General features: G+C 72.6%; 17 protein-coding genes, 1 tRNA gene and 1 rRNA gene. 4 read left to right on the top strand and 15 right to left on the bottom strand.

The features are described from left to right. Nucleotides 1-90: 90 nt before the first annotated feature. From ABZY44_RS30730 to ABZY44_RS30720, 3 genes are all read right to left on the bottom strand, one after another. Nucleotides 91-399, bottom strand: coding sequence for an AzlD domain-containing protein (locus tag ABZY44_RS30730; protein WP_356659522.1), 309 nt, complete (start codon nt 397-399; stop codon nt 91-93). Continuing rightward, complete coding sequence (locus ABZY44_RS30725; RefSeq protein WP_356659520.1) at nt 396-1133, bottom strand: AzlC family ABC transporter permease; 738 nt, start codon at nt 1131-1133, stop codon at nt 396-398. Before ABZY44_RS30725 ends, ABZY44_RS30730 begins: the two co-directional genes overlap by 4 nt. Nucleotides 1134-1428: 295 nt before the next feature. Beyond that, nucleotides 1429-2286, bottom strand: a complete 858-nt coding sequence (locus tag ABZY44_RS30720) for an AraC family transcriptional regulator (RefSeq protein WP_356659518.1) — start codon at nt 2284-2286, stop codon at nt 1429-1431. An 80-nt stretch (nt 2287-2366) separates the two neighbouring features. Between ABZY44_RS30720 and ABZY44_RS30715 the strand changes: the two genes are divergently transcribed. From ABZY44_RS30715 to ABZY44_RS30705, 3 genes are all read left to right on the top strand, one after another. Beyond that, nucleotides 2367-6959: an ATP-dependent helicase gene (locus ABZY44_RS30715; protein ID WP_356659516.1), complete on the top strand. Its 4593-nt coding sequence runs from the start codon at nt 2367-2369 to the stop codon at nt 6957-6959. A 286-nt stretch (nt 6960-7245) separates the two neighbouring features. After that, nucleotides 7246-8139: a DNA-formamidopyrimidine glycosylase family protein gene (locus tag ABZY44_RS30710; RefSeq protein WP_356659514.1), complete on the top strand. Its 894-nt coding sequence runs from the start codon at nt 7246-7248 to the stop codon at nt 8137-8139. A gap of 36 nt (nt 8140-8175) precedes the next feature. Continuing rightward, entirely contained in the window at nt 8176-8943 is a 768-nt protein-coding gene (locus tag ABZY44_RS30705; protein WP_356659512.1) for an SDR family NAD(P)-dependent oxidoreductase, read from the top strand. 57 nt (nt 8944-9000) lie between these two features. Here the strand turns inward: ABZY44_RS30705 and ABZY44_RS30700 are convergent, their stop codons facing one another. From ABZY44_RS30700 to ABZY44_RS30660, 9 genes are all read right to left on the bottom strand, one after another. After that, entirely contained in the window at nt 9001-9339 is a 339-nt protein-coding gene (locus ABZY44_RS30700; RefSeq protein WP_356659510.1) for a hypothetical protein, read from the bottom strand. Nucleotides 9340-9469: 130 nt separating this feature from the next. Further along, the gene (locus ABZY44_RS30695) at nt 9470-9850 is read right to left on the bottom strand and encodes a helix-turn-helix transcriptional regulator (protein ID WP_112451800.1); all 381 of its coding nucleotides are present in this window, start codon (nt 9848-9850) and stop codon (nt 9470-9472) included. A 109-nt stretch (nt 9851-9959) separates the two neighbouring features. After that, entirely contained in the window at nt 9960-10502 is a 543-nt protein-coding gene (locus tag ABZY44_RS30690; protein ID WP_356659524.1) for a CinA family protein, read from the bottom strand. Nucleotides 10503-10693: 191 nt separating this feature from the next. After that, nucleotides 10694-11338 (bottom strand): CDP-diacylglycerol--glycerol-3-phosphate 3-phosphatidyltransferase, encoded by a 645-nt coding sequence (gene pgsA / locus ABZY44_RS30685; protein ID WP_356659508.1) that lies wholly within the window; start codon nt 11336-11338, stop codon nt 10694-10696. Then, nucleotides 11335-12855 carry a 30S ribosomal protein S12 methylthiotransferase RimO gene (gene rimO / locus ABZY44_RS30680; RefSeq protein ID WP_356659506.1) on the bottom strand — a complete coding sequence of 507 codons (1521 nt, stop codon included), beginning with the start codon at nt 12853-12855 and terminating at the stop codon, nt 11335-11337. Before rimO ends, pgsA begins: the two co-directional genes overlap by 4 nt. Nucleotides 12856-12969: 114 nt before the next feature. Next, nucleotides 12970-13866, bottom strand: coding sequence for a RodZ domain-containing protein (locus ABZY44_RS30675; RefSeq protein ID WP_356659504.1), 897 nt, complete (start codon nt 13864-13866; stop codon nt 12970-12972). Nucleotides 13867-14069: 203 nt separating this feature from the next. Next, nucleotides 14070-16892: a DNA translocase FtsK gene (locus tag ABZY44_RS30670; RefSeq protein ID WP_356659502.1), complete on the bottom strand. Its 2823-nt coding sequence runs from the start codon at nt 16890-16892 to the stop codon at nt 14070-14072. A 144-nt stretch (nt 16893-17036) separates the two neighbouring features. Continuing rightward, a complete protein-coding gene (locus ABZY44_RS30665; protein ID WP_356659500.1) occupies nt 17037-17723 on the bottom strand; it encodes a response regulator in 687 nt (228 codons plus the stop codon). 236 nt (nt 17724-17959) lie between these two features. Further along, nucleotides 17960-23464, bottom strand: coding sequence for a HAMP domain-containing protein (locus ABZY44_RS30660; RefSeq protein WP_356659498.1), 5505 nt, complete (start codon nt 23462-23464; stop codon nt 17960-17962). 240 nt (nt 23465-23704) lie between these two features. Here ABZY44_RS30660 and ABZY44_RS30655 point away from each other — a divergent pair, with 240 nt between their 5' ends. Further along, nucleotides 23705-26227: a SpoIIE family protein phosphatase gene (locus ABZY44_RS30655; RefSeq protein ID WP_356659496.1), complete on the top strand. Its 2523-nt coding sequence runs from the start codon at nt 23705-23707 to the stop codon at nt 26225-26227. Nucleotides 26228-26251: 24 nt separating this feature from the next. On the opposite strand, the gene ABZY44_RS30650 is transcribed toward ABZY44_RS30655, so the two are convergent. The 3 genes from ABZY44_RS30650 to rrf all read right to left on the bottom strand — a co-directional run. Continuing rightward, nucleotides 26252-26497, bottom strand: a complete 246-nt coding sequence (locus ABZY44_RS30650) for a hypothetical protein (protein WP_356659494.1) — start codon at nt 26495-26497, stop codon at nt 26252-26254. 217 nt (nt 26498-26714) lie between these two features. After that, nucleotides 26715-26787, bottom strand: a tRNA-Thr gene (locus ABZY44_RS30645). A gap of 5 nt (nt 26788-26792) precedes the next feature. After that, nucleotides 26793-26885: ribosomal RNA gene (gene rrf, locus ABZY44_RS30640) — 5S ribosomal RNA — on the bottom strand; the annotation flags it as partial.

Raw genomic sequence — 26885 nt, 5'->3', positions numbered from 1 at the left:
CCCCCATACTGGGCGTATTCGGGCGTTCCGACAACGCGGCGAGGTGCCGTAGCTGGCGTCGTGCGCCCGCCGGGGATTGCGGGACAGCCCTTAGCCTCCCAGGGCCCGCAGTCCCGCGGTGACGAGCACCGCCGCCGCGACCACGACGAGGAACGGGGCCCGCAGCAGCAGCGCGATCCCGGCGGCAGCGAGCCCGGCGGCGCGGGCGTCGAGCACGAGCTCGTGCCCGGTGGCGAAGGTCTGCTGCGCGGTGAGCGCGGCGAGCAGCGCGACCGGCAGGAGCGCGGCGAGCTTGCGCACGGCCGGCCGCTCCAGGGCCCCCGCGGGGACGAGCAGTCCGGCGAGCTTGACGGCGTAGCAGCCGACGACGGTCAGGGCGATGGCGATCCAGACGTTCACGAGCGGCGGCCCTTCAGCCAGAGGATCACGGGGGCGGCCAGCGCCGCGACGAGCACGGGCACCCCGGCGGGCAGCACGGGGAGCAGGCCCAGCCCGAGGACGACCGCGAGCGCGGCGACGGCCCGCTCGGCGGAGGTCTTCAGCATGGGCGCGAGCAGCGCGAGGAAGACGGCGGGCCCGGCGGCGTCCAGCCCCCAGGCCCGGGTGTCCCCGATGGCTTCGGCACCGAGCGCGCCCAACAGTGTGGTGAGGTTCCACAGGACGTAGAGGCTCAGCCCGGTGACCGTGAAGCCGAGGCGGGCCGACTTCCGGCCGGGCTGGGCGAGGGCCACGGCGGTGGTCTCGTCGATCACCCAGTGCGCGGCGAAGGGCCGCACGCCCTTGGGGAGCGCGAGCAGCTGGGACAGCCGCAGCCCGTAGAACGCGTTGCGGGTCCCGAGGAAGAAGGCCCCCGCGGCGGCGGTGAACGGGTTCCCGCCCGCCGCCAGCGCTCCGACCAGCGCGAACTGCGAAGCACCGGTGAACACCAGCAGGCTCAGCACACACGCCTGGAGGGTGCTGACGCCTGATCCGGCGGCGGTCACCCCGAAGGCGAACCCGGACAGCCCGACCGCGACCCCGACGCCGAGCGCGTCCCGCACGACGGCGGCGCGCGTCGTGACCGCGGCCTCCGCCCCGGCTCCGTCGGGAACCTCCTGGCCGGGCGCTCGGTCGGGTACTTCTCGTATGGCCATCCGCTGTTCTCCCACGCCCCGAACCTACGGACGGACCGCGGCCCGGGTCTTGTACGTTCTTGCACCGTGCATGGCATCCGCACGGCTTCTGGTCGCCCTGCTACCCGGGCGAGGTGGCCCTGGGCCAGGTCCTCGCCGAAGGGCGCGCTGGCGGCCGCCGAGCTCCTGCCGGGCGCGTCGGCCGGCTTCGGCGACCGCGTCCGGTCCCTGCTGGGCGAGGAGACCCGCGCGGCCCTGGCCGAGGGGGTGTCTGATGGATCATGGCCGGGGTCGACCCTGATCCGTCAGACACCCCCTAGCGAGCCCCACCGGCGGCCCGTTCCCGCCGGTAGGCACCCGGCGGCACCCCCACGATCCGGGTGAAGTGCCGGTTCAGGTGCGGCTGGTCGGTGAAGCCGACGGTGACGGCCGCCTCCGCCGGCGGGGTTCCGGCGTCCAGCAGCAGGCGCGCCCGCCGGACCCGGGCATCGGTCAGCCAGGTGTGCGGCGGCATGCCGTACCGGTCCCGGAAGGCCCGCAGCAGGGCGAACGGGCTCGTGCCCAGCTCCGCCGCGAGCCGCTCCAGCGACGGCGGCTCACCCATCCGGTCCTCCAGCACGGCGCGGGCCCGCTCCGCGTCGGCGGCGCCCGCGCGGCGCACCGTACCGAAGGGCAGCGGCCCGCCGTGCCGCGTCAGCATCCGGGCCACCACCCCGCGCAGCAGCGTGTCGGCGGCCAGCGCGTTGCCGGCCTCGGCGGCCCGGTGGACCTCGGTGACGGCCCGTGCGGCCTGCGGATCGGCGACCGTGTCGGCGGTGAAGCCGGGAGTCCCGTGCGGGGTGCCGATCTCGGCGGCGACCTCGGTGATCAACGCCAGGGAGGGGTAGAGGGTGGCGTAGGCCCAGCCCTCGGGGACTCCGGCGCGCGCGGTGTGCGCCACCTCGGGGTTGATCAGGACCATGCTGCCGGGCCCGGCGCGGACGGTGCCGCCGGGCAGGCCGATCTCCTCGACGCCGCCGGTGACGGCCGCGATGACGTACCCCTCGTGGGCGTGGCGCGGGAAGGTGTGGCGCACGTAGTGGGCGCGCAGGAGGTCCAGGCCGGGCAGCTCCGCGTACTGCCAGTGCCGCGCCCACTCCCGGCGGCCCTCGTCCGCTCCGCTCCCCGTGCCCATCCCCTCATTCTGCGCCCCTCCCGGCGTCGGCGTTTGCGCAGGTCCGGCGGGTTGTCAGTGGGCGGGTGCACGATGGGGGCATGTCCGGTACCGCGCTCGACTCGTTCTCCCCCGCGACCCGCTCCTGGTTCACGGGGGCCTTCGTCTCGCCCACCTCCGCCCAGGAGGGTGCCTGGCGGGCGATCGGGCAGGGCTCGGACGTGCTGGTGGTGGCCCCCACCGGCTCCGGCAAGACCCTGGCCGCCTTCCTGGCCGCCCTCGACCAGCTCGCGTCCGTCCCGCCGCCCGCCGAGCCGAAGAAGCGCTGCCGGGTGCTGTACGTATCGCCCCTGAAGGCACTGGCGGTGGACGTGGAGCGCAATCTCCGCAGCCCGCTGACCGGCATCCGGCAGGAGTCCGCCCGCCTGGGGCTGCCCGAGCCTGACATCCGGGTCGGGATCCGCTCCGGGGACACCCCGCCCGCCGAGCGCCGGGCCCTGTCGACCCGGCCGCCGGACATCCTGATCACCACGCCCGAGTCGCTGTTCCTGATGCTGACCTCGGCGGCCCGCGAGGCCCTGGCCGGGGTCGAGACGGTGATCCTGGACGAGGTGCACGCGGTCGCGGGGACCAAGCGCGGCGCCCACCTCGCCCTGTCGCTGGAGCGGCTGGACGAGCTGCTGGCGCGTCCGGCGCGCCGGATCGGCTTGTCGGCGACGGTCCGGCCCGTGGAGGAGGTGGCCCGCTACCTCGCGCCGCGTGGAAAGGCGGAGATCGTCCAGCCCCCGTCGACCAAGGAGTTCGACCTGTCGGTGGTCGTCCCCGTCGAGGACATGGGCGAGTTGGGCGGCTCCCCCGCCACCGAGGGCAAGGAGGGCGGCGACAGACCGTCGATCTGGCCGCACGTGGAGGAGCGGATCGCCGATCTGGTCCAGTCGCACCGCTCCACGATCGTGTTCGCCAACTCCCGGCGCCTCGCCGAGCGCCTGTGCAACCGGCTCAACGAGATCGCGTACGAGCGCGCCACGGGCGCTCCGCTGCCCGAGGGCTCGCCCCCGGCCGAGGTCATGGCCCAGTCGGGCGCCGCGCTCGGCGCGCCGCCGCTGCTGGCCCGCGCCCACCACGGTTCGGTGTCCAAGGAGCAGCGGGCTCTCGTGGAGGAGGACTTGAAGGCCGGCCGGCTTCCCGCGGTCGTCGCCACCTCCAGCCTGGAGCTGGGCATCGACATGGGCGCGGTGGACCTGGTCATCCAGGTGGAGTCCCCGCCGTCGGTGGCCTCCGGGCTGCAGCGCGTCGGCCGGGCCGGGCACCAGGTGGGCGCGGTCTCCACCGGAGTCGTCTTCCCCAAGTACCGGGGTGACCTCGTCCAGGCCGCCGTGGTCACCGAGCGGATGCGCACGGGCTCGATCGAGTCCCTGCGGATCCCCTCCAATCCCCTGGACGTCCTGGCCCAGCAGCTCGTCGCGATGACCGCGATGGACACCTGGCAGCTGGACGACCTGATCGCCCTGGTGCGGCGGGCGGCGCCCTTCGCGGCGCTGCCGGACTCGGCCTTCACGGCGGTGCTGGACATGCTGGCCGGCCGCTATCCGTCGGACGCGTTCGCCGAGCTCAGGCCCCGGGTCGTGTGGGACCGCGTGGCCGGCACGGTCACCGGCCGGCCGGGAGCCCAGCGGCTCGCGGTGACCTCGGGCGGAACCATCCCCGACCGCGGCCTCTTCGGCGTCTTCCTGGCCGGCTCGGATCCGAAGAAGGGAGGTGGCCGGGTCGGCGAACTCGACGAGGAGATGGTCTACGAGTCCCGCGTCGGCGACGTCTTCACCCTCGGAACCACCTCCTGGCGGATCGTCGACATCACCCGCGACCGGGTCCTGGTCACCCCGGCCCCCGGGGTACCGGGCCGCCTGCCGTTCTGGAAGGGCGACCAGCTGGGCCGCCCCCTCGAACTGGGCCGCGCGGTCGGCGCGTTCCTTCGCGAGCTCGGCGGCCTCGCGCCGGACGACGCCCGGCTGCGGCTGCTGGCGGCAGGCCTGGACGCCTGGGCCGCCGAGAACGTGCTGGCGTACCTCTCCGAACAGCGCGAGGCCTGCGGCCACGTACCGGACGACCGGACCATCCTCGTCGAGCGCTTCCACGACGAGCTCGGCGACTGGCGGGTCGTCGTCCATTCCCCCTTCGGCGCCCAGGTGCACGCCCCTTGGGCGCTGGCGCTCGGCGCCCGCCTCTCCGAGCGGTACGGGATGGACGCGCAGGTGATGCACGCCGACGACGGCATCGTGCTCCGCCTCCCGGACGCCGACCTGCTGAGCATGGACCTGGACCTGCTGGACCACGACCCGGCGCAGGACCGGGCCTTCGAGTTCGACGACGGGAAGGCCCCGCTCGGCGCGGCCGACGTGACCTTCGACCACGGCGACATCAGCCAGATCGTCACCGACCAGGTCGGCGGCTCCGCGCTGTTCGCCTCCCGCTTCCGCGAGTGCGCGGCGCGCGCCCTGCTCCTGCCGCGCCGCGATCCCGGCAAGCGCACCCCCCTGTGGCAGCAGCGCCAGCGCGCCTCGCAGCTGCTGCAGGTGGCGTCGGAGTTCGGTTCGTTCCCGATCGTCCTGGAAGCCGTACGCGAGTGCCTGCAGGACGTCTTCGACGTGCCGGGCCTGACCGAGCTGATGGGTGACATCGAGGCGCGCCGGGTCCGCCTGGTCGAGGTCACCACCACCGAGCCCTCCCCTTTCGCCCGCTCCCTCCTCTTCGGGTACGTCGCCCAGTTCCTCTACGAGGGCGACTCCCCCCTCGCCGAGCGCAGGGCGGCCGCGCTGTCGCTGGACTCCCGGCTGCTGGCGGAACTGCTGGGCCAGGCGGAGCTCCGCGAGCTGCTGGACGCGGAGGTGCTGGCGGAGCTGGAGCGCGAGCTCCAGTGGCTGACGGAGGACCGGCGGGCCAGGAGCGCCGAATCGGTGGCCGACCTGCTGCGCCTGCTGGGCCCGCTGACCCCGGCGGACCTGGCGGCACGCGGCGCGGACCCGGCATGGGCGCAGTCCCTTTCCGACTCCCGCAGGGCGATCCGCGTCCGGATCGGCGGCGAGGACCACTGGGCCGCGGTCGAGGACGCCGGCCGGCTGCGGGACGCTCTGGGCACGGCCCTGCCGGTGGGAGTCCCCGAGGCGTTCACCGAGCCGGTGAAGGACCCGCTGGGTGACCTCCTCGCACGGTACGCCCGTACCCACGGCCCGTTCACCACGGCCGACGCGGCCGCCCGCTTCGGCCTGGGCTCCGCCGTGACCGACGGCGCGCTGCACCGGCTCGCGGCGGCCGGGCGGGTGGTCCAGGGCGAGTTCCATCCGGCGGGCATCGGCCAGGAGTGGTGCGACGCCACGGTGCTGCGCCGGCTGCGGCGGCGCTCGCTGGCGGCGCTGCGCCAGGAGCTGGAGCCGGTACCGCCGACCTCCCTCGCCACCTTCCTCCCCCAATGGCAGCACCTGGGCGGGGCCCTGCGCGGGATCGACGGCCTGGTCCGCGCGATCGAGCAGCTCCAGGGCGCCCCGGTCCCGGCCTCCGCCCTGGAACGCCTGATCCTCCCTTCCCGGGTCTCGGGCTACACGCCGACGCTCCTGGACGAGCTCACCACCACGGGCGAGGTGGTCTGGGCGGGTGCGGGAGCCCTGCCGGGCAAGGACGGCTGGATCTCCCTCTACCTCGCGGAGGCGGCCCCGCTGCTCCTCCCCCCGCCGCACCCCCTCGAGCTCTCCCCGCTCCACGAAGCGGTCCTGAACGCGCTCTCCGGGGGCTACGGCCTGTTCTTCCGCCAGCTCACGGAGTCGGTGCGCGACCTGATGCCGACCGTCTCGGACGCGGACCTCTCCTCGGCCGTCTGGGACCTGGCGTGGTCGGGCCGTCTGACGAACGACACGCTGGCCCCCCTGCGCTCCCTCCTCGGCTCGGGCCGCACGGCCGGCGCCACGGCCCACCGCGCGCGCCGCACGGTCCCGCGCGGCCGCTACGGCACGCTCGCCACCCCGGCCTCCCGTACGGGGCCGCCCACGGTGTCGGGCCGCTGGTCGCTCCTGCCGGGCCACGCCCCGGATCCGACCCACCGAGCGCACGCCCTCGCCCGTACCCTGCTGGACCGCCACGGCGTGGTCACCCGGGGCGCGGTCGCCGCGGAGGGCGTGGAAGGCGGCTTCAGCGCGGTCTACCGGATCCTGTCCGCCTTCGAGGACAGCGGCCAGGCCCGCCGGGGCTACGTGGTCGAAGGCCTGGGCGCGGCCCAGTTCGCCATGGACGGCGCAGTCGACCGGCTCCGCGCCGCCGAGCGGACCCCGCCCCCGCTGGCGGCGGTGGTCCTCGCCGCCGCCGACCCGGCCAACGCCTACGGCGCCGCCCTGCCCTGGCCGGAGCCCCCGTCCGGCGCCACCCACAAGCCGGGCCGCAAGGCGGGCTCCCTGGTGGTCCTGGTCGACGGCGAACTCACTCTCTACCTGGAACGCGGCGGCAAGACGCTCCTCGCCTGGCCCCCGCCGGACGACCCCCGCCTCGCGGCAGCGCTGGAAGCCCTGACGGGCGCCTCCCGCGCGGGCACCCTCCCCGCCCTCACCATGGAACGCATCAACGCCACCCCCGCCCTCACCTCCCCCTACGCCCCGCCCGTCGAGGCCTCGGGTTTCCACGCCACTCCCCGCGGCCTCCGCCTGCGCTAGCGCGGTGACCGGAAGGCCCCGGGGGCGCCCCGGAGGGCGACGCGGGGCGCGCGCCGTCCCGCGGCGTGCCCCGCAACACGCGGCACGCAGCACGGCGCCCGCACGGGCCTGTCCGTGCCGGGACCCCGGTCCGGGGGCCCTGGTCCGGGGGGCCGGGACCGCGGGGCACGCCCCCGCCGGCGCGGAGGCCATCGCCGGCGCGGAGGCCATCGGAGCGCCCACCCGCATCCGGACACCGCCCCCTCGGGGGACACCGCCCACCGCCCCCTCGCGGGACAATGGGGCCATGCCCGAAGGTGACAGCATCTACCGCGCCGCGGCCAGGCTCCGCGAGGCCCTGACGGGCAAGGTGATCACCCGGTCCGACCTCCGCGTCCCCCGCTTCGCCACCGCCGACCTCACCGGCCGCACCGCCCTCGCAGTCGTCTCCCGGGGCAAGCACCTCCTCATCCGTCTCGGCCCGGCCGAGGACCTCGATGCCCCGGTCCGGGAAGCGGCGACCCCGCTCACCCTCCACACCCACCTCCGCATGGACGGCACCTGGCGCATCTTCCCCACGGCCGGTCCCACCAGCACGGCCGGCCCCGCCGCCGGCGTCCCCACGGCCCGCCGCCGCGCGACCACCGCCACCCCCGGCCCGGCCGGCCCCGCCCACGAGATCCGCGTCATCCTCGCCAACGCCGAACACACCGCCATCGGCTACCGCCTCCCGGTGGTCGAGCTGCTGCGCACCTGCGACGAGGACCGCGCCGTCGGCCACCTCGGCCCCGACCTCCTGGGGCCCGACTGGGACGAGGCGGCCGCCGCGGCGAACCTCCTCGCCGCCCCGGAGCGCCCCCTCGGCGAGGCCCTGCTCGACCAGCGCAACCTGGCGGGCATCGGCAACATCTTCAAGTGCGAGCTCTGCTTCCTCGCCCGCCTCACCCCCTGGACGCCCGTCGGCGACATCCCGCCGGCCACGCTCCCCCGGATCGCCGCCGCCGCGCACCGGCTCCTCGACGCCAACAAGGACCGCGGTCGCCGCAACACCACCGGCCTGCGCCACCCGGGCCAGGACCTCTTCGTCTACGGCCGCCGCCGCCGTCCCTGTCTGCTCTGCGGCACCCCGCTCCGCGAGGCCCCGCAGGACGACCGCCCCACCTACTGGTGTCCCCGCTGCCAGTCCGGCCCCACACCGTAGTTGACGCTCCGTCAGATCTAGTCGTACCGTCCCCGCATGCCCACACCCACTGCGTACGACCTCACCGGCCGCACCGCGCTGATCACCGGCGCCGCCAGCGGCATAGGCCGCGCCACCGCCGTGCTCCTCGCCGGGGCGGGAGCGGCCGTGCACTGCGCGGACCGCGACGCCCGGGGCCTCGAGGAGACGACCGAGCTGATCGCGAAGGCCGGCGGACAGGCCACCGCGCACCCCCTCGACGTGACCGACCGGGCCGCACTGAAGGACGCCGTCGCACAGGCGGGCCCCCTGGACATCACCGCCGCGATCGCCGGGATCATGCACACCAGCAGCGTCCTGGACACGACCGACGAGGACCTCGACCGGGTCCTCGACATCAACTTCAAGGGGGTCCTGCGCACCTGCCAGGAGGCAGCCCGCTCCATGATCGCGGCGGGCCGCCCCGGCTCGATCGTCACGATGGCCTCCGGCGCCGTGGACGCCGCCCAGCCGGGCCTGCTCTGCTACAGCGCCGCCAAGGCCGCCGTGGTCCAGCTGACGAAGACCCTCGCCACCGAGGCCGGCCCGCACGGCATCCGCGTCAACGCGGTCGCGCCCGGGTGGATCCGCACCCCGATGACCGGACGGCACAGCCCCGAGGTCCAGGAGCAGACCGAGGCGATGATGACGCGGATGTCCCCGCTGCGCCGGGTCGGCGAGCCCGAGGACATCGCCCAGGCCGTGCTCTACCTCGCTTCGGACGCCTCGTCCTTCATGACGGGCCAGATCCTTCGTCCGAACGGTGGGGTCTCGATGCCCTGGTGACCGTTCCCCCGTCCGGGCCGCCGCCGCTCCGGCGGCGCCTGAAATCCTGGCCGGGAACTACCCACCGGCCCGCTTGCGGGTACCCGGCTCCTCGTCGCCGGTGTTCCAGGGTTCCCGCGCCGTACGCCCGCCCGCGCCACCGCGGAGCCGGTCCGCCGCCCCACGGCGCCTGCCCGCAGGCCCCGGCACGCAGTGCACGGGCAGCAGCCCCAGCCCCCACCCCCCGACGGCGACCGCACCCTCCACGGGCCCGGCCTCGGCCGGCGCCAGCGTCAGCCGCAGCACGGCCCACCACCACAGGGCGCCCACGGCCAGAGCGAAGGCCAGGCGCGCAGGTATGCGCAGCACACGCCGCACGGCCACCTCCCAGGGGCCGGGGACCGGGACAGGCCCCATCCTCCCGCACCCCCTCCGAGCCCGCACCCAGAACGGCCGGGAGCCCCGGCCGGTGCCTCAGGCACCGGCCGGGGCTCCGGCCACACTCATGCACGCGCTCACGCACGCTCACGCACTGGTCGACAGCGCGTCACGCGGCTACGACGTTCACCGCTTCCACGGGCGCCTTGATGGTCACCCGCTCCGGGCCACCCGTGACCGAGGCCACGGACACCGAATTGAGCATGGGGCGGACCGGTGCGGACACCGGCTCACTTGCCGCGGCCGACTGTGCCAGCTCGGCGAGCGACAGCTCGTCGCTCACTTCGCGCATCAGCTCGGACATCCGTACGTCAAGCGCGTCGCAGATCGCGGAGAGCAGCTCGGAAGACGCCTCCTTCTGCCCCCGCTCAACCTCGGAGAGATAGCCGAGCGAAACTCGGGCGGACGAGGAGACTTCGCGCAGAGTACGGCCCTGGCGCTGGCGCTGCCGACGCAGCACGTCACCCAGCAGGCGACGGAGCAGAATCATCGGTGGCTCCCTCCTCTGACCGTGTAGCCGTAACCTTCACGCCCCACCGTACCGCCTCGCGCGGCGGCCGTGCGGGGAGCGATGTCGTGTTCACTCAGGGCTGCAAACATCAAATCCCCCCGTTCTGTTCCGTATCCTGCCCCCGCAGATTCTCGCGGAGTTCGCTCGCGAGCAGCTCGAGCACTGTCCGTGCACTCTCCCTACGAATTTCCTCACGGGAGCCGTTCAACCGCAGCCGGGCCGTTTTCCTGCCGCCGGGACCCTCCACGGCGACGAAAACGGTGCCCACCGGCTGCCCGTCCTGGGGGTCCGGACCGGCCACTCCGGTGGTCGCGATGCCCCACGAGGCGTCCAGCACCCGTCTGACTCCGGCTGCCATCTCCTGCGCGACCTGCGCGTTCACCGCGCCTTCGGCCGCCAGCAGCTCCGCGTCGACGCCCAGGACCCGGTGCTTCAGCTCGGTCGCGTACGCCGTGACCGATCCCCGGAATGACCGAGAAGCACCGGGGACCGCCGTGAGCTCGGCGGCCACCATGCCGCCGGTCAGCGACTCCGCCACCGCGACCGTGTCGTCACTCTCCGCGAGCAGGCGCAGCACGTCCGCCGCGAGGGTCCCGGTGTCCCCGGCAGCCCCTCCCGCTCCCCGAACCACATCAGGAGTCACGGAAAAATCACCCGCATCTTGTGCCACAGCGCCACCCCATGCACCACCCGCGACACCATCCACGGCGCCGCCACCCACTCCGGGCACCCGGTCCGGTGCCCGCACCCGTATTCGTACACGTCCCGGCAGCGGCCTCGGCACGGATTCCCGCACCGGGCCGAGCGCCGGCCCCGCCGGGCTCACTCCGCGGCCAGCCCCTTGCGGCGGAGCACCACGGCCTGACGGATGTAATCCAGCCCGGTGACCACGGTCAGGACGACGGCGACCGCCATCATCCAGAACCGCAGGGTCGCCAGCGGCCCGGTCAGGGCGAGCACGTACATGCCCACCGCCGTCCCCTGAGCCAGGGTCTTCAGCTTTCCGCCCCGGCTCGCGGGAATCACTCCGTACCTGATGACCCAGAAACGCATGAGCGTGATCCCGAGTTCCCGGCCGAGGATCACGCCGGTCACCCACCAGGGCAGGTCGCCGAGCCACGACAGACACACCAATGCCGACCCCATGATCGCCTTGTCGGCGATGGGGTCGGCGATCTTGCCGAAGTCCGTGACCAGGTTGTACGTACGGGCCAGATGCCCGTCGAAGATGTCGGTGATCATGGCGACGGCGAACGCCGCCCAGGCCAGGGCCCGCCAGACGGGGTCGTAGCCCCCGTCGGCGAGCAGCAGCATCACGAATCCCGGCACCAGGACCAGCCGGACCATCGTCAGGATGTTGGCGATGTTCCACAGGCTGGCCTGATCGACCGCAGCGGCGCCCAGCTTCGCGCCGGGCGCGGGCCGGCGGCCGGTCCCGCCCGCCGCGGATGCCGGGGCTCCGCTCATCCGGCCGCCTCCTCAAGGTCCACACCCAGCGGCTCGGCCACCAGGTCCACGCCCAGGGTGCCCACCACCTTCGCCGTGACGATGGTCCCGGGGACCAGGCCCGCGCCGTCCGTGAAGACGACCTGGCCGTCGGTCTCGGGAGCCTGGTGGGCGGCGCGCCCGTAAGCGCCCTCGCCGTCCTCCGCCTCGTCGATCGGGACGACCGTCTCGACGAGCACTTCCAGGGTCTCCCCGATCCGCTCCTCCGCGCGCTGCGAGGTGAGCTCCTCGGCGAGGCGCTGCATGTGGGCCAGACGCTCCGCGATGGTGTCGTCGTCCAGCTTGCCGTCGTACGTGACGGCCTCGGTGCCGTCCTCGTCCGAGTAGCCGAAGACGCCGATGGCGTCGAGCCGCGCATGGGTGAGGAAACGCTCCAGCTCGGCGAAGTCCGACTCCTTCTCGCCGGGGAAGCCGACGATGAAGTTGGACCGGACGCCGGCCTGCGGGGCCTTGGAGCGGATCGTGTCGAGCAGCTCCAGGAAGCGGTCGGTGTCACCGAAGCGGCGCATGGCGCGCAGCACGTCCGGGGCCGAGTGCTGGAAGGAGAGGTCGAAGTACGGGACGACCTTCGGGGTGGAGGTGAGTACGTCGATCAGGCCGGGCCGCATCTCGGCGGGCTGGAGGTAGCTGACGCGGACGCGCTCGATGCCGTCCACCTCGGCCAGCTCGGGCAGCAGGGTCTCCAGCAGACGGATGTCGCCGAGGTCCTTGCCGTAGGAGGTGTTGTTCTCGGAGACCAGCATGATCTCCTTGACGCCCTGCTCGGCGAGCCAGCGCGTCTCGCCCAGCACGTCGCTGGGGCGGCGGGAGATGAAGGAGCCCCGGAAGGACGGGATGGCGCAGAAGGAGCAGCGCCGGTCGCAGCCGGAGGCGAGCTTGACCGAGGCGACCGGGCTCTTGTCGAGGCGGCGGCGCAGCGGCGCGCGCGGCCCCGAGGCGGGCGCGAGCCCGTCCGGCAGGTCGGCGGGGGCTTCCGCGGGCTCGACCGCGGGCAGCTCACCGGATTCGGTCTGGGCGTGTCCGGGCAGCGCGACATCGGCGCCCTGGCGCGCGGCCGGGCTGATCGGGAGCAGCTTGCGCCGGTCGCGCGGGGTGTGGGAGGCGTGGATGCCGCCGTTGAGGATGGTCTGCAGGCGGTCGGAGATGTCGGCGTAGTCGTCGAAACCGAGCACGCCGTCCGCTTCGGGGAGCGCTTCGGCGAGCTCCTTGCCGTAGCGCTCGGCCATGCAGCCGACGGCGACGACGGCCTGCGTGCGGCCGTGATCCTTCAGATCGTTGGCCTCCAGCAGGGCGTCCACGGAGTCCTTTTTGGCGGCTTCTACGAAGCCGCAGGTGTTGACGACGGCTACGTCCGCGTCGGCGGCGTCCTCGACGAGCTCCCAGCCATCCGCCGCCAAGCGGCCTGCGAGCTCCTCCGAGTCCACCTCGTTACGGGCGCAGCCAAGAGTGACAAGGGCGACGGTACGGCGTTCGGGCATGGACTCAAGACTACTTCGTCCCGGCACCGGCCCCCGCCCCCCGTCCCGGTACGACAAGATCCCCGGAGTGCGGCGCAGCACCCCGGGGATCCGGAAGTTTCCATTCCTTGCTGGTCAGCCCGCCTGGGCCGGTCCCTGACGCGGGTCGTCCTTGGTGTAGGTGAGACGTTCCACCTGTCCGGGCTGGAACGCGTCCTTGATCTCCTTGCCGTTCACGAAGAGCTTCACGACCCCGGCGTCACCGAGTACGAGGTCGATGGACTCCTTGTCCGTGAACGTCTTCGATTCGCCCCGCGCGAGGGTGCCGTCGAAGAGGAGCCGGCCGCTGTGGTCCTTGGCCGAGATCCAGCTCTCGCCGTCGTTGGCCGTCAGGACGACCGTGACGAGGTCCTTGGGCGCGGCGGCGATGGCGCTGTCGGAGGGCTCCGGCTTGCCGGCCTGCGGCGCCGGCGGCGCCTGGACCGAGGGCTTGCCGGCGCTCGGCGTGGGTGCGGGCTTCGGCGCGGCGGAACCTTCCGCCACCGGCCGCTTGGTCTTCTCGTCGCCGCTGCCGAAGGCGGTGAAGCCGACGAAGCCGATCACGGCGACGATGGCGGCGACCATGGCGGCGGTCCAGTTGGGCCGCTGCCGTTCGGGACGGATCCGCTCGGCTTCGAACATCGGCGCGGCGGGGGTGGGTGCCGGCCGGCCGCCGTGGGCCGCGTCGTAGCTCTCGATCAGGGGTGCCGGATCGATGCGCACGGCGCGGGCGAGCGTACGGATGTGACCGCGGGCGTACACGTCGCCGCCGCAGCGCGAGAAATCGTCGGATTCGATGGCGTGCACGATCGGGATGCGCACGCGGGTGGTGGAACTGACCTCGTCGACGGTGAGCCCGGCGGCGATCCGGGCCTTCTTGATGGCCGTCCCGATGGACGGCTCTTCGACGGAACGTTCGACGAGGCGGTCCTCGGACCGGTCGTCGTCCGAAGGCCGCTCTTCTTCGGGGGAGTTGGCGTTGCCGATGGACACGAGGGCGCCTTTCGAGCGTGTAGCCACCTGCTGGATGTCCAGTCTAGGGGGGTGACGAAAGGGTGGAGCAACCGGAGGGGGGTCTTCCTACGCCATACGAATGGCCAGGGGGCCCGGCCCCGGTGCGGCGGCCCGACATCCGCCGCCACCTCCCTCAACGGGACGGGGCCCCGGGAGAAACGGTCCCCCCGGGAACCTACCCCCTAGTCGGGGCTCTCCCCGCGGATCACGGCGAGCAGTCCGTCGAGTTCGTCGGCCTTGAGCAGGACGTCGCGCGCCTTCGAACCCTCGCTCGGGCCGACGATCCCCCGGGACTCCATCAGGTCCATCAGCCGGCCGGCCTTGGCGAACCCGACGCGCAGCTTGCGCTGGAGCATCGAGGTGGACCCGAACTGCGTCGAGACGACGAGCTCCGCCGCCTGGCACAGCAGGTCCAGGTCGTCGCCGATCTCCTCGTCGATCTCCTTCTTCTGCTTCTGGCCGACGGTGACGTCGTCACGGAAGACGGGCGCCATCTGGTCCTTGCAGTGCTGCACGATCCCGGCGATCTCCTCCTCGGTGACGAAGGCGCCCTGCAGCCGGACGGGCTTGTTCGCGCCCATCGGCAGGAACAGCCCGTCGCCCTTGCCGATGAGCTTCTCCGCGCCCGGCTGGTCGAGGATGACCCGGCTGTCGGCGAGCGAGGAGGTGGCGAACGCGAGCCGCGAGGGCACGTTCGCCTTGATCAGACCGGTCACGACGTCCACCGAGGGCCGCTGGGTGGCGAGCACCAGGTGGATGCCGGCCGCGCGGGCCAGCTGGGTGATGCGGACGATCGAGTCCTCCACGTCCCGCGGGGCCACCATCATCAGGTCGGCGAGCTCGTCGACGATCACCAGCAGGTACGGGTACGGACTGAGCTCCCGCTCGCTGCCCGGCGGCAGTTTGATCTTGCCTTCGCGGATCGCCTTGTTGAAGTCGTCGATGTGCCGGTACCCGAAGGCCGCCAGGTCGTCGTAGCGCAGGTCCATCTCGCGCACGACCCACTGGAGCGCCTCGGCGGCCCGCTTGGGGTTGGTGATGATCGGCGTGATCAGGTGCGGGATGCCCTCGTACGCCGTCAGCTCCACCCGCTTGGGGTCGACCAGCACCATCCGGACGTCCTCCGGGGTGGCCCGCACCATCACCGAGGTGATCAGGCAGTTGATGCACGAGGACTTGCCGGATCCGGTGGCGCCGGCGACCAGCACGTGCGGCATCTTGGCGAGGTTGGCCATCTCGTAGCCGCCCTCGACGTTCTTGCCGAGCGCGACGAGCATGGGGTGGTCGTCCTCCGCGGCGTCCGCGAGGCGCAGCACGTCGCCCAGGTTGACCATCTCGCGGTCGGAGTTCGGGATCTCGATGCCGACCGCGGACTTGCCCGGGATCGGGCTGATGATCCGGACGTCCGGCGAGGCGACGGCGTAGGCGATGTTCTTCGCCAGTGCCGTGATCCGCTCCACCTTCACCGCCGCGCCGAGGGTCACCTCGTAGCGCGTCACGGTCGGGCCGCGGGTGAAGCCGGTGACCTTCGCGTCGACCTTGAACTCCATGAACACGTTCGTCAGCGAGGCGACCACCGCGTCGTTCGCGGCGCTGCGGGTCTTGCCCGGCCCGCCGCGCTCCAGCAGGTCCAGCGAGGGCAGGGCGTACGTGACGTCCCCGCGCAGCTGGAGCTGCTCGGCGCGGGGCGGCAGCGCCTGGTTCTTGGGCGGGGACTTGGTCAGGTCGGGGACGGCCAGCGTCCCGGAGGCCGCCGCGGTGGTGTCGTGCGGCGGGTCCGCGCTCTCGGGGGCCCCGGCCCGCGGGGCCGTGGTCTGCGCGGCCGCGGGCTCCGGGGCCTTCCCCTCCCGGGCGGAGGGCACCGGAGCGGTGACCTCCACGCCTTCGCGCTCCGGCGAGATGCCGTGGGTGAGGTCGGCGACCAGCGGGGAGGGCGGCATGCCGCCGTACACCGCGCCGTCCAGCGCCGCCGCGGCCGCGGCGGCCACGTCGACGGCGTCCATCCCCCGGTCCATGGCCGGGCGCGCGGCGGACCTGCGGGGACGCCGCCGGGCGAGCGCCTCCTCCTCGGCGGTGTCCACCGGGTCGCCGGGCCCCGCGGCGGCGCCCCTGCGGGCCCGCCACCGCTCGGCGTCGTGCCGGTCCCGGCGTCCCTGCCGGTCCTCCCCTTCGGCGCCCTCGCCCTGCTCCCCGTACGGCTCGTCGTACTCGTTCGGCGCGATGATCCCGAGCCGGATCCCCGCACCGCGCAGCCGCTGCGGGATCGCGTTGACGGGGGTGGCGGTGACGACCAGCAGCCCGAAGACGGTGAGCAGCACCAGCATGGGCACGGCCAGCGGCGCGCCCATCGTGAAGATCAGCGGCTTCGACGCGCCCCAGCCGATCAGCCCGCCCGCGTTCTGCATCGCGGTGGTGCCCTCGTCCCGCCCGGGGGCTCCGCAGGCGATGTGCACGAGTCCCAGGACGCCGATGACCAGCGCGGAGAGCCCGATGCCGATGCGGCCGTTGGCGTCGGCCTGTTCGGGATGGCGGATGAAACGTGCCGCCATGACGCCGAGCAGGATCGGCACCAGCAGGTCGAGGCGCCCGAAGGCACCGGTGACCAGCATGGTGACCAGATCCCCGACCGGCCCGCTCAGGTTCGACCAGGTCCCGGCGGCGACGATCAGCGCGAGGGCGAGGAGCAGCAGCGCGAGGCCGTCCTTGCGGTGGGCGGGATCGAGGTTCTTCGCCCCCCGGCCGACACCGCGGAACACGGCGCCGACGGCGTGCGCGAGGCCGAGCCAGAGGGCGCGCACCAGCCGCAGCACGCCCCCGGTGGGGGACGGCGCGGGTTTGGGCGCGACCTTCTTCACGGGGGCGCGCCTGGCGGCCGCCGCGGCCTTCTTGGCAGGCGGCTTTCGCGCGGGGGCAGCCTTCTTCGCCGGCGCCGTCGTACGGCCGGTGCTGCCCTTCGCGCTGCCCGCAGTGCTCTGGGAACCCTTACCGGACGTACTTGAGGCCATGGGGCCGAGGTTACCGGTGCGCGTGCCGGTGGACACGCGTGCCCACCCCTTCACCCGTTCGTGTCGCCCCCGGGAAGCCCGCTTTGACGCACCACCACACCTGACGGGCCGCCAAGCGGGGCCGCGGCCCGGTCCTTGCGGTCCTCAGCCCTGCGCGGGCAGCACCGTGGCGCCGCTCCCGGTCCCCGGCTCGAGCGCGTCGAGCGCCCGCCGCAGTCCGGTGAGCTTGCGTTCCAGATGGGCCGCGGTCGCCACCACCGCCGGATCGGCGGCTTCCTCGCCGAGCTGCTTGGTCAGCGCCTCCGCCTGCTCCTCCACCGCGGCGAGCCGCGCGGAGAGCTCGGCCAGCAGGCCCGCCGTCTCCTTGGAGCCGTCCACCGCGCCGTTGGAGCTGCCGCCCTCCAGCTGGAGCCGCAGCAGCGCCGCCTGCTCGCGCAGCTGGCAGTTCTTCGTGTAGAGCTCCACGAACACCGACACCTTGGCCCGCAGCACCCACGGGTCGAACGGCTTGGAGATGTAGTCCACCGCGCCCGCCGCGTAGCCGCGGAAGGTGTGGTGCGGACCGTGGTTGATCGCGGTGAGGAAGATGATCGGGATGTCCCGGGTCCGCTCCCGCCGCTTGATGTGCGCAGCCGTCTCGAAACCGTCCATGCCCGGCATCTGCACGTCCAGCAGGATGACCGCGAAATCGTCCGTCAGCAGCGCCTTGAGCGCTTCCTCCCCCGACGACGCCCGGACCAGTGTCTGATCGAGCGCGGAGAGGATGGCCTCCAGCGCCAGCAGATTCTCCGGCCGGTCGTCGACCAGGAGGATCTTGGCCTTCTGCACCATGCCCTGTCCTCCTCGCCCCGGCATGGGGCCTCCCCGGCTCCGGGCTCCGGCCTGTGCGCCGGGCCCCGCCCCAGAAGACGGCATCCGTGCGCCGTCCGTCCTTGTGCCGGTCATCGTAGCCCCAGTCCCGAGATCGCCACACCCTGTCACCAAGATGTCACTGTGCACGAAGCGGAAACGTGGCGGGAGGGCAGAAGGTTCCCTCGCGAGTCCTTCCCCGCCCGCCCGCTCACGCCTCACTTTTCCCGCATATGCCCTTCCATGACCGACAGTAGGTAGTCGGGCTCCACCGGCTTGGTCACATAGTCCGTGGCCCCGGACTCGATCGCCTTCTCCCGGTCGCCCTTCATCGCCTTCGCCGTCAGCGCGATGATCGGCAGCCCCTCGAACTGCGGCATCCGCCGGATCGCCGAGGTCGTCGCGTACCCGTCCATCTCCGGCATCATGATGTCCATCAGCACGAGCGCCACGTCGTCGTGCTGCTCCAGGACCTCGATGCCCTCCCGGCCGTTCTCCGCGTACAGCACCGCCAGCCCGTGCTGTTCCAGCACGCTGGTCAGCGCGAAGACGTTCCGCACGTCGTCGTCCACGATCAGCACCCGCTCGCCGTGGAAGTCGTACGTCCGCGGCGTCGCCGGCAGCGGTTCCTCGACCGCCCAGGCCTCGGCGTCCGCCTGCCCGGGCGCCTCGGCCCGCGCCAGAGGCTCGCTCAGGGCCTTGCGGCGTCGCCGGAACAGCGCCGAGGACCCCTGCCCGGCCGGTTCCCCCGCACGCGGCAGGGCCACCGGCCGGGCAGCCTCCACGGGGCCCGGCTCGGCCGGGGCCGACGGCAGCGCGGGGCGCGCCTCCTCGGGGGCCGGGCGGCGGTAGAGCTCGGCGCGGGCCCCGCCGGGCGCGGGCGGCGCGTACCCCTGCGGGGGCAGCTCGCTCGGGTGCAGCGGCAGGTACAGCGTGAAGGTCGAGCCGCGGCCCGGCTCGCTCGCCGCGTGGACCTCCCCGCCCAGCAGCCGGGCGATCTCCCGGCTGATCGACAGTCCGAGGCCGGTGCCGCCGTACTTGCGGCTGGTGGTCCCGTCGGCCTGCTTGAACGCCTCGAAGATCACCAGCATCTTGCTCGCGGCGATCCCGATCCCGGTGTCGGTCACCGAGAAGGCGATCAGGTCGCCGTCCGCCTCGCGCAGTGATCCGGCCTCCAGCAACTGCTCACGGATGGCGATCGGCACATCGGCGCCGGCGGGCCGGATCACCAGCTCCACCGCCCCCGTGTCGGTGAACTTCACCGCGTTCGACAACAGGTTGCGCAGCACCTGCAGGAGCCGCTGCTCGTCGGTGTGCAGGGTCGCCGGGAGCTCCGGGGAGACCCGTACCGAGAAGTCGAGCCCCTTCTCCGCCGTCAGCGGCCGGAAGGTGGCCTCGACGTAGTCGACGAGCTGGACCAGGGCGATCCGCGTCGGCGAGACGTCCATCTTCCCGGCCTCGACCTTCGACAGGTCGAGGATGTCGTTGATCAGCTGGAGCAGGTCCGAGCCGGCCCCGTGGATCGTCTCGGCGAACTCCACCTGCTTCGGCGAGAGGTTCCCGTCCGCGTTGTCGGCGAGCAGCTTGGCCAGGATGAGCAGGGAGTTGAGCGGGGTCCGCAGCTCGTGGGACATGTTCGCCAGGAACTCGGACTTGTAGCGCATCGAGACCGCGAGCTGTTCCGCGCGCTCCTCCAGGACCTGCCGGGCCTCCTCGATCTCGGTGTTCTTCACCTCGATGTCGCGGTTCTGCTGGGCCAGCAGCTCGGCCTTCTCCTCCAGTTCGGCGTTGGCGGCCTGGAGGGCCTTCTGCCGGTTCTCCAGCTCGTCGGAGCGCTCGCGCAGCTCCTCGGTCATCTCCTGCGACTGCTTGAGGAGCACCTCCGTCTTGGAGTTGACGGAGATGGTGTTGACGCTCGTACCGATCATCTCGGCGATCTGGCTGAGGAAGTCCTTCTGGATCTGCGTGAAGGGCTGGAAGGAGGCCAGCTCGATGACGCCGAGCACCTTCCCCTCGAAGAGCACCGGCAGCACGATGACGTGAGCCGGCGGCGCCTCGCCGAGCCCGGAGGAGATCCTCAGGTAGCCGGGCGGGGTGTTCTCGATCAGGATCGTCCGCTTCTCCTCGGCGACGGTCCCGATCAGCCCCTCCCCCGGCCGGAAGGAGGTGGGCATCTGGCCGCCGGCGTACGCGTAGCTCCCGCGCATCCGCAGCTCGTACGCGCCCTCGGCGCCGCCCTCCCGCCCGATCTCGGTGGCGCCTCCGGCCGGCAGCGCCAGGAAGAAGGCGCCGTGCTGCGCGGAGACCACCGGGGTCAGCTCGCTCATGATCAGCGAGGCCACGTCGTCCAGTTCGCGGCGGCCCTGCATCAGGGCGGAGATGCGGGCGAGGTTGCCCTTGAGCCAGTCCTGCTCCTTGTTGGCCAAGGTGGTGTCGCGCAGGTTGGCGATCATCGTGTTGATGTTGTCCTGGAGGACCTGGATCTCGCCCGCGGCGTCCACGTCGATCTTGAGGTTGAGGTCGCCGCGGGTCACGGCCGTGGCCACGGCCGCGATGGCGCGCACCTGCCGGGTGAGGTTCCCGGCCATCTCGTTCACGGACTCCGTCAGGTCCCGCCAGGTGCCGTCCACGTCCCGGACCCGGGCCTGGCCGCCCAGGATGCCCTCGGTGCCCACCTCGCGGGCCACGCGGGTCACCTGGTCGGCGAAGGAGGACAGCTGGTCGACCATCGTGTTGATGGTGGTCTTGAGCTCCAGGATCTCGCCGCGGGCGTCGATGTCGATCTTCTTGGTCATGTCGCCCTTGGCGATGGCGGTCGTGACCATGGCGATCTGCCGCACCTGACCCGTCAGGTTGGACGCCATGAAGTTCACCGAGTCGGTGAGGTCCTTCCACGTCCCCGAGACCCCCGGCACGTGCGCCTGGCCGCCGAGCCGGCCCTCCGTGCCCACCTCGCGGGCCACGCGCGTGACCTCGTCCGCGAAGGAGGACAGGGTCTTCACCATCGTGTTCACCGTGTCGGCGAGCTGCGCGACCTCGCCCCGGGCCTCGACCGTGACCGTCTTGGTCAGATCACCGTTGGCCACCGCCGTCGAGACCTGCGCGATCCCGCGCACCTGGGCCGTCAGGTTGCCGGCCATGGTGTTGACGTTGTCGCTGAGGTCCTTCCAGATGCCGGTCACCCCGCGCACCCGGGCCTGACCGCCGAGGATGCCCTCGGTGCCCACCTCTCGGGCCACCCGCGTCACCTGCTCGGCGAACGACGACAGCTGGTCCACCATCGTGTTCACGGTGGTGACCAGTTCCAGGATCTCGCCCTTGGCGTCGACCGTGATCTTCTTGGAGAGATCGCCCATGGCGACGGCCGTGGTCACCTCGGCGATGTTGCGCACCTGCGAAGTCAGGTTGTTCGCCATGAAGTTGACGGACTGGGTCAGGTCCTTCCAGGTGCCGGACACGCCCTTGACCTCGGCCTGACCGCCGAGGATCCCCTCGGTACCCACCTCACGGGCCACCCGCGTCACCTGCTCGGCGAAGTTCGAGAGCTGGTCGACCATCGTGTTGAGGGTGTTCTTCAGCTCCAGGATCTCGCCCCGGGCGTCGACCTCGATCTTCTGCGACAGGTCGCCGCGGGCCACCGCGGTGGCGACCTGCGCGATGTTGCGCACCTGCGAGGTCAGGTTCCCGGCCATGCCGTTCACCGAGTCCGTCAGATCGCGCCAGACGCCGGCCACGCCCGGCACCTGCGCCTGGCCGCCGAGCCGGCCCTCGGTGCCCACGTCCCGGGCCACCCGGGTCACCTGCTCCGCGAAGGCGGACAGCTGGTCCACCATCGTGTTGATGGTGTTCTTCAGCTCCAGGATCTCGCCGCGGGCGTCCACGTCGATCTTCTGCGACAGGTCGCCGCGGGCCACCGCCGTGGTGACCTGGGCGATCTGCCGCACCTGGGAGGTCAGGTTGCCGGCCATGAAGTTGACGGAGTCGGTGAGCTCCTTCCAGGTGCCGGACACCCCCTCGACCCGCGCCTGCCCGCCGAGCCGGCCCTCGGTGCCCACGTCCCGGGCCATCCGCGTGACCTGGTCGGCGAAGGAGGACAGCTGGTCGACCATCGTGTTCACGGTGTTCTTCAGCTGGAGCATCTCGCCCGAGACGTCCACCGTGACCTTCTGCGAGAGGTCGCCGTTGGCCACCGCCGTCGTCACCTGCGCGATGTTGCGCACCTGGCCGGTGAGGTTGCGGAAGGCGGTGTTCACCGAGTCGGTGAGGTCCTTCCACGTCCCGGCCGCGCCCGGCACCTGCGCCTGGCCGCCCAGTTCACCCTCCACGCCGACCTCGCGGGCCACCCGCGTCACCTCGGCGCCGAAGGACTGGAGCTGGTCCACCATCGTGTTGACGGTGTTCTTCAGCTCCAGCATCTCGCCGGCCACGTTCACGGTGACCTTCTGCGAGAGGTCGCCGTTGGCCACCGCCGTCGTCACCTGCGCGATGTCCCGCACCTGCGTGGTGAGGTTGCGGAAGACCGTGTTCACCGAGTCGGTGAGGTCCTTCCACGTCCCGGCCGCGCCCGGCACCTGCGCCTGGCCGCCGAGCAGGCCCTTCGCCCCGACCTCGCTGGCCACGCGCGTGACCTCGTCCGCGAAGGTCCGCAGCGTCTCGGTCATCTGGTTGATCGTTTCGGCCAGCTGCGCGACCTCGCCGCGCGCACTGACCCTGACCTTCTGCGACAGGTCTCCGTTGGCCACCGCCGTCGTGACCTGGGCGATCCCCCGCACCTGGGCCGTGAGGTTGCCGGCCATCGTGTTGACGGAGTCGGTCAGGTCCTTCCAGACGCCGGCGACCCCGGGCACCTTCGCCTGCCCGCCGAGCTCGCCCTCCGTACCCACCTCGCGGGCCACCCGGGTCACCTCGGAGGAGAACGAGGACAGCTGGTCGACCATCGTGTTGACGGTGTTCTTCAGCTGGAGCATCTCGCCGGCCACGTGCACCGTGACCTTGCGCGACAGATCGCCCTTGGCCACCGCCGTCGTGACGAGAGCGATGTCACGCACCTGGGCGGTGAGCCGGTACGCCATCGTGTTGACGGAGTCGGTCAGATCCTTCCAGGATCCGGACATTCCACGCACCTGGGCCTGGCCGCCGAGCTTTCCCTCGGTGCCGACCTCCAGCGCCACCCGCGTCACCTCGTCGGTGAACGCCGACAGCTGGTCGACCAGGTTGTTGACCGTCCGCCCGACCTTCAGGAACTCCCCGCGCAGCGGATGGCCGGCCCCGTCCGCCGTTTGCGTCCGCAGGTCCATCCGCTGGTCGAGGTCGCCCTCGGCGACCGCGGACAGCACCCGGCCCACCTCGGACACCGGCCGGGCCAGATCGTCCACGAGCTGGTTCGAGGCATCGATGGCGGCCGCCCAGGAGCCCTCACAGGCGCCTGTTTCCAGCCGTTCGCTCAGTTTTCCCTCGCGGCCCACCATCCGCCGCACCCGGGACAACTCCCCGGTCAGGTGGAGATTGCGGTCGGCGACCTCGTTGTAGACGGCCGCGATCTCCGCCATCACGCCGTCGCCGGACACCGTCAGCCGCTTGCGGAAGTTCCCGTCCCGCATCGACACCAGGGCCGTGAGCAGCCTGTTCAGTGCCGCGGTATCCACTTCCGTCGTGCTGCCCCGCCGGGACCGTCCGCCCTTCGGGCGCGCTCCCGTACGCCGCACCGCCGCGCCAGACTCCACCGTGTCCCTCCCGAAAGGGTCGACCGTCGTTCCACCGGGCACCTTGTTCGTCACGCCGCGCCCACTCCCTACCCGACTCCAAGCCTGCCCAGTGTTTCACCCCGGCTGAACCCGGCCATAACACTCCGGCACCATCGCACACGGGCCGTACCCTGCGGGTGGAATCCCCGACGACCGCACCATGGCGACCGCGAAGGTAAGTACCCTGACACCCGATGTCCACCGCGTCGAAGGAGACTAGTGATCACGGCACGGGCGGCTGCCAGTTTCGATCCCCTCGGGCGCTCCGTCGCCGCTGCCCGAACGTTCGTCCGCGACACCCTCCAGGGCTGGGGCTTCGCGGACATCGTGGACGACGCGGTGGTGCTCACCAGTGAGCTCGTCACCAACGCGGTGGTCCATGCGGGCACCAGCGCGGAGGTCCTGTGCCTGCGCACCGAGGACGGCGTACGGGTCGAGGTCGCCGACCGGTACCCGGAGCGCGAGCTCCCGCTCCAGCTCCCCGGCGAGCGCCCTTACGCCGACCCGGACCGCGAGAACGGCCGCGGACTGATGCTCTGCGCGGCCCTCGCCACCCGCTGGGGCGTCGAGTACACGGCCGCCCACAAGCACGTGTGGTTCCGCCTCGACCTGCCGGACCGTCCGGTCGGTACCCGCTCGGCGGGCCCCCTCGTCCCCGACCAGATGCTTCCCCTGGCCGACAGCCGGGTCCGCGTCGCCGTCCTCCAGGTCGACGCGGCCGACGCCGTCTCGGCCTGGAACGAGGACGCCGAGATCATCTTCGGCCATCCCGCCGAGAAGACCGTCGGGCGCCCCCTCGCCGAACTCGCCGCGTGGCCGCAGACCCCGGGCACCGGTACGGGCATCGCCGAGGCCCTGCGCCTGTCCCGCTGGGAGGGCAGCTACGGGATCCGGGGCGCCGACGGCCGCGTCATCCCCGTCTACGCCTCCCACCTGCGGGTCCGCGACGCCCACGGCGAGCCCTCCATCGTCTGCCTCCTGGTCCACGACGACGAGCGCGCCCTCCTGCAGACCCCCGCGCGCGTCCCGGCCACCGACGGCCACCTCGCCGATCCCCGCCCGGCCGATCCCTTCCAGATCTTCATCGGCTCCCCCGCCCCCGATGACCTCGAAGGACTCCTCCAGCGCACCGTGGAGCGCGCCCGCGACCTCCTGGACGCCGACTCCGCCTTCCTCCTCCTCGCCACCGACGACGAGACCGAACTCGAGGTCCGCGCCACCACCGGCCTGCCCTCCACGCGCCAGCGCTTCGCCCGCGTCCCCATCGAAGCGGGCACCAACCGCTACGGCAGCGCCCGCATGCCCGCGGTCCACGACGACCTCACCGCGGTCCCCGGAGCCGTCCCGCTCCTGGAATCCACCGGCATGCGCTCCGCCATCACCGTCCCGCTCAAGGTCGAGGGCCGCCTCACGGGGTCCCTCGGCGTGGCCACCGAGGCCGCCGGACGCTACTCGAACGACGAGGCCCTGCGCCTCCAGTTCGCCGCCGACCGCATCGCACTCGCCGTCGAGTCCGCCCGGCTCGGCGAGCTCGAACGGCTGCGCCGCGGCTCCCTGTCCTTCCTCGTCGAGGCCTCCGACCTGCTGGCGGGGACCCTGGACCGGGACCAGACCCTGGCCCTCATGGCCCAGATGACCGTCCCCACCCTCGCCACCTGGTGCGCCGTCTACACGATCGCCGACCCGGCCTCGGACCCGTACCTCGCCTACGTGCTGCACGAGGACGAGGAACGCATCGACGGCCTCAAGGCCCTGCTCGCCCAGGTCAGCCCGCCCGAACCGGTCCGTGAGGCCGGCGCCCGCCCGTGGCCCGCGACGACCCTGGCGGTCGGCGGCGAGACGGTGGTCCTCCCGCTGCTCGCGCGGAACCGCGTCATCGGCATGCTGACCCTCGGCAAGCCCTCCGAGGAGCACTTCCGCCAAGAGATCCTCGAGCTCGCCGAGGACCTCTCCCGCCGCGCCGCCCTCGCCCTGGACAACGCCCGCCTGTACTCCGAGCGCACCGCCATCAGCCGCTCCCTGCAGCGCAGCCTGCTGCCGCCCGGTTCCCCCGCGATCCCCGGCATCGAGGTCGAGGTCATCTACCGGGCCGCGGGCGAGGGCAACGAGGTGGGCGGCGACTTCTACGACGTCTTCCCGATCCGCCCCGGCGTCTACGGGTTCGCCATCGGCGACGTCTGCGGTACCGGCCCCGAGGCGGCCGCCGTCACCGGCCTGGCCCGCCACGCCCTGCGCCTGCTGGCCCGCGAGGGCCTCGGCGGCCCGGCCGTACTGGAACGCCTCAACGCGGCGATCCTCGACGAGGGCGACCGCAGCCGCTTCCTCACCCTCCTCTACGGCGAGCTCCACCCCCAGCCCGACGGCAGCGCCCACATGAAGGTCGTCTGCGCGGGCCATCCGCTCCCCTTGCGCCTGCGACCGAACGGCGAGGTCGTCCCGGCCGCGGACCCCCAGCCCCTCCTCGGCGTCCTCGACGACCTCGACCTCTACGAGCAGTCCTTGACCCTGGACCCGGGCGACGTCCTGCTGTGCGTCACCGACGGCATCACCGAGCGCCGCGAGGGCACCCGCATGCTCGGCGACGACGGCCTGACAGAGGTCCTCAGCACCTGTACGGGGCTCACGGCGGGCGCGGTCGCCTCCCGCGTCCTGCGCGCGGTGGAGCGCTTCGCCGCCGAGCCGGCCTCGGACGACATGGCGATCCTCACCTTCCGCATCCCCGAACAGCGCCACGGCGACTGAGGACGGCAGCGCCCCTGCTCCCCCTCACGACTCCCCCTCACGCCGGGGCCGCACCGCGAGGATCATGAAGGACGGGGCCGCCATGTCCACGGGCCAGGGCGTGCTGCTGTCGTCCTCGGCCGCGTCCCGGCCGCCGGCCTCGGAGGAGGGGGCGGGCGGTGGTGAGGGGCTCGCCGGGGTTTCGGCCGGGAAGGGGGCCCTCGAGTCGCCGTCGCCCTCCGAGTCCTTCGTGATCATGCGGGCCAGATGCCGGATTCCTTTGAGGGTCATGAGGGGTCCTTCCGCTGGTCGAGGCGCTCGGGCGGCGGACGGGGCGAGGGGCTGTGTCGTGCCGTGCCCGTGCCGTCGTCCGTGCTCCCATTGCGCCCCGGGCAGCGGCCCCGGTCACGATCCGAAGACTCGGGGCTTGACGGGAGCCCTGGCCGGCGCCCCCAGACCCACAAACGCAGAAAGGCCCCCGCCAAGAGGCGGGGGCCTTTCTGTGATGAGCCCTTTAACGGAATCGAACCGTTGACCTTCTCCTTACCATGGAGACGCTCTACCGACTGAGCTAAAAGGGCGGGTTGTTCGGCGGCGTCCTACTCTCCCACAGGGTCCCCCCTGCAGTACCATCGGCGCTGAAAGGCTTAGCTTCCGGGTTCGGAATGTAAACCGGGCG

Origin of the sequence: Streptomyces sp. NPDC006544 (assembly GCF_040611715.1) — a bacterium.
GTDB lineage: Bacteria > Actinomycetota > Actinomycetes > Streptomycetales > Streptomycetaceae > Streptomyces.
Note: the sequence above shows the minus strand (reverse complement) of the source record. Positions and strands in the feature narration are given on the sequence as shown.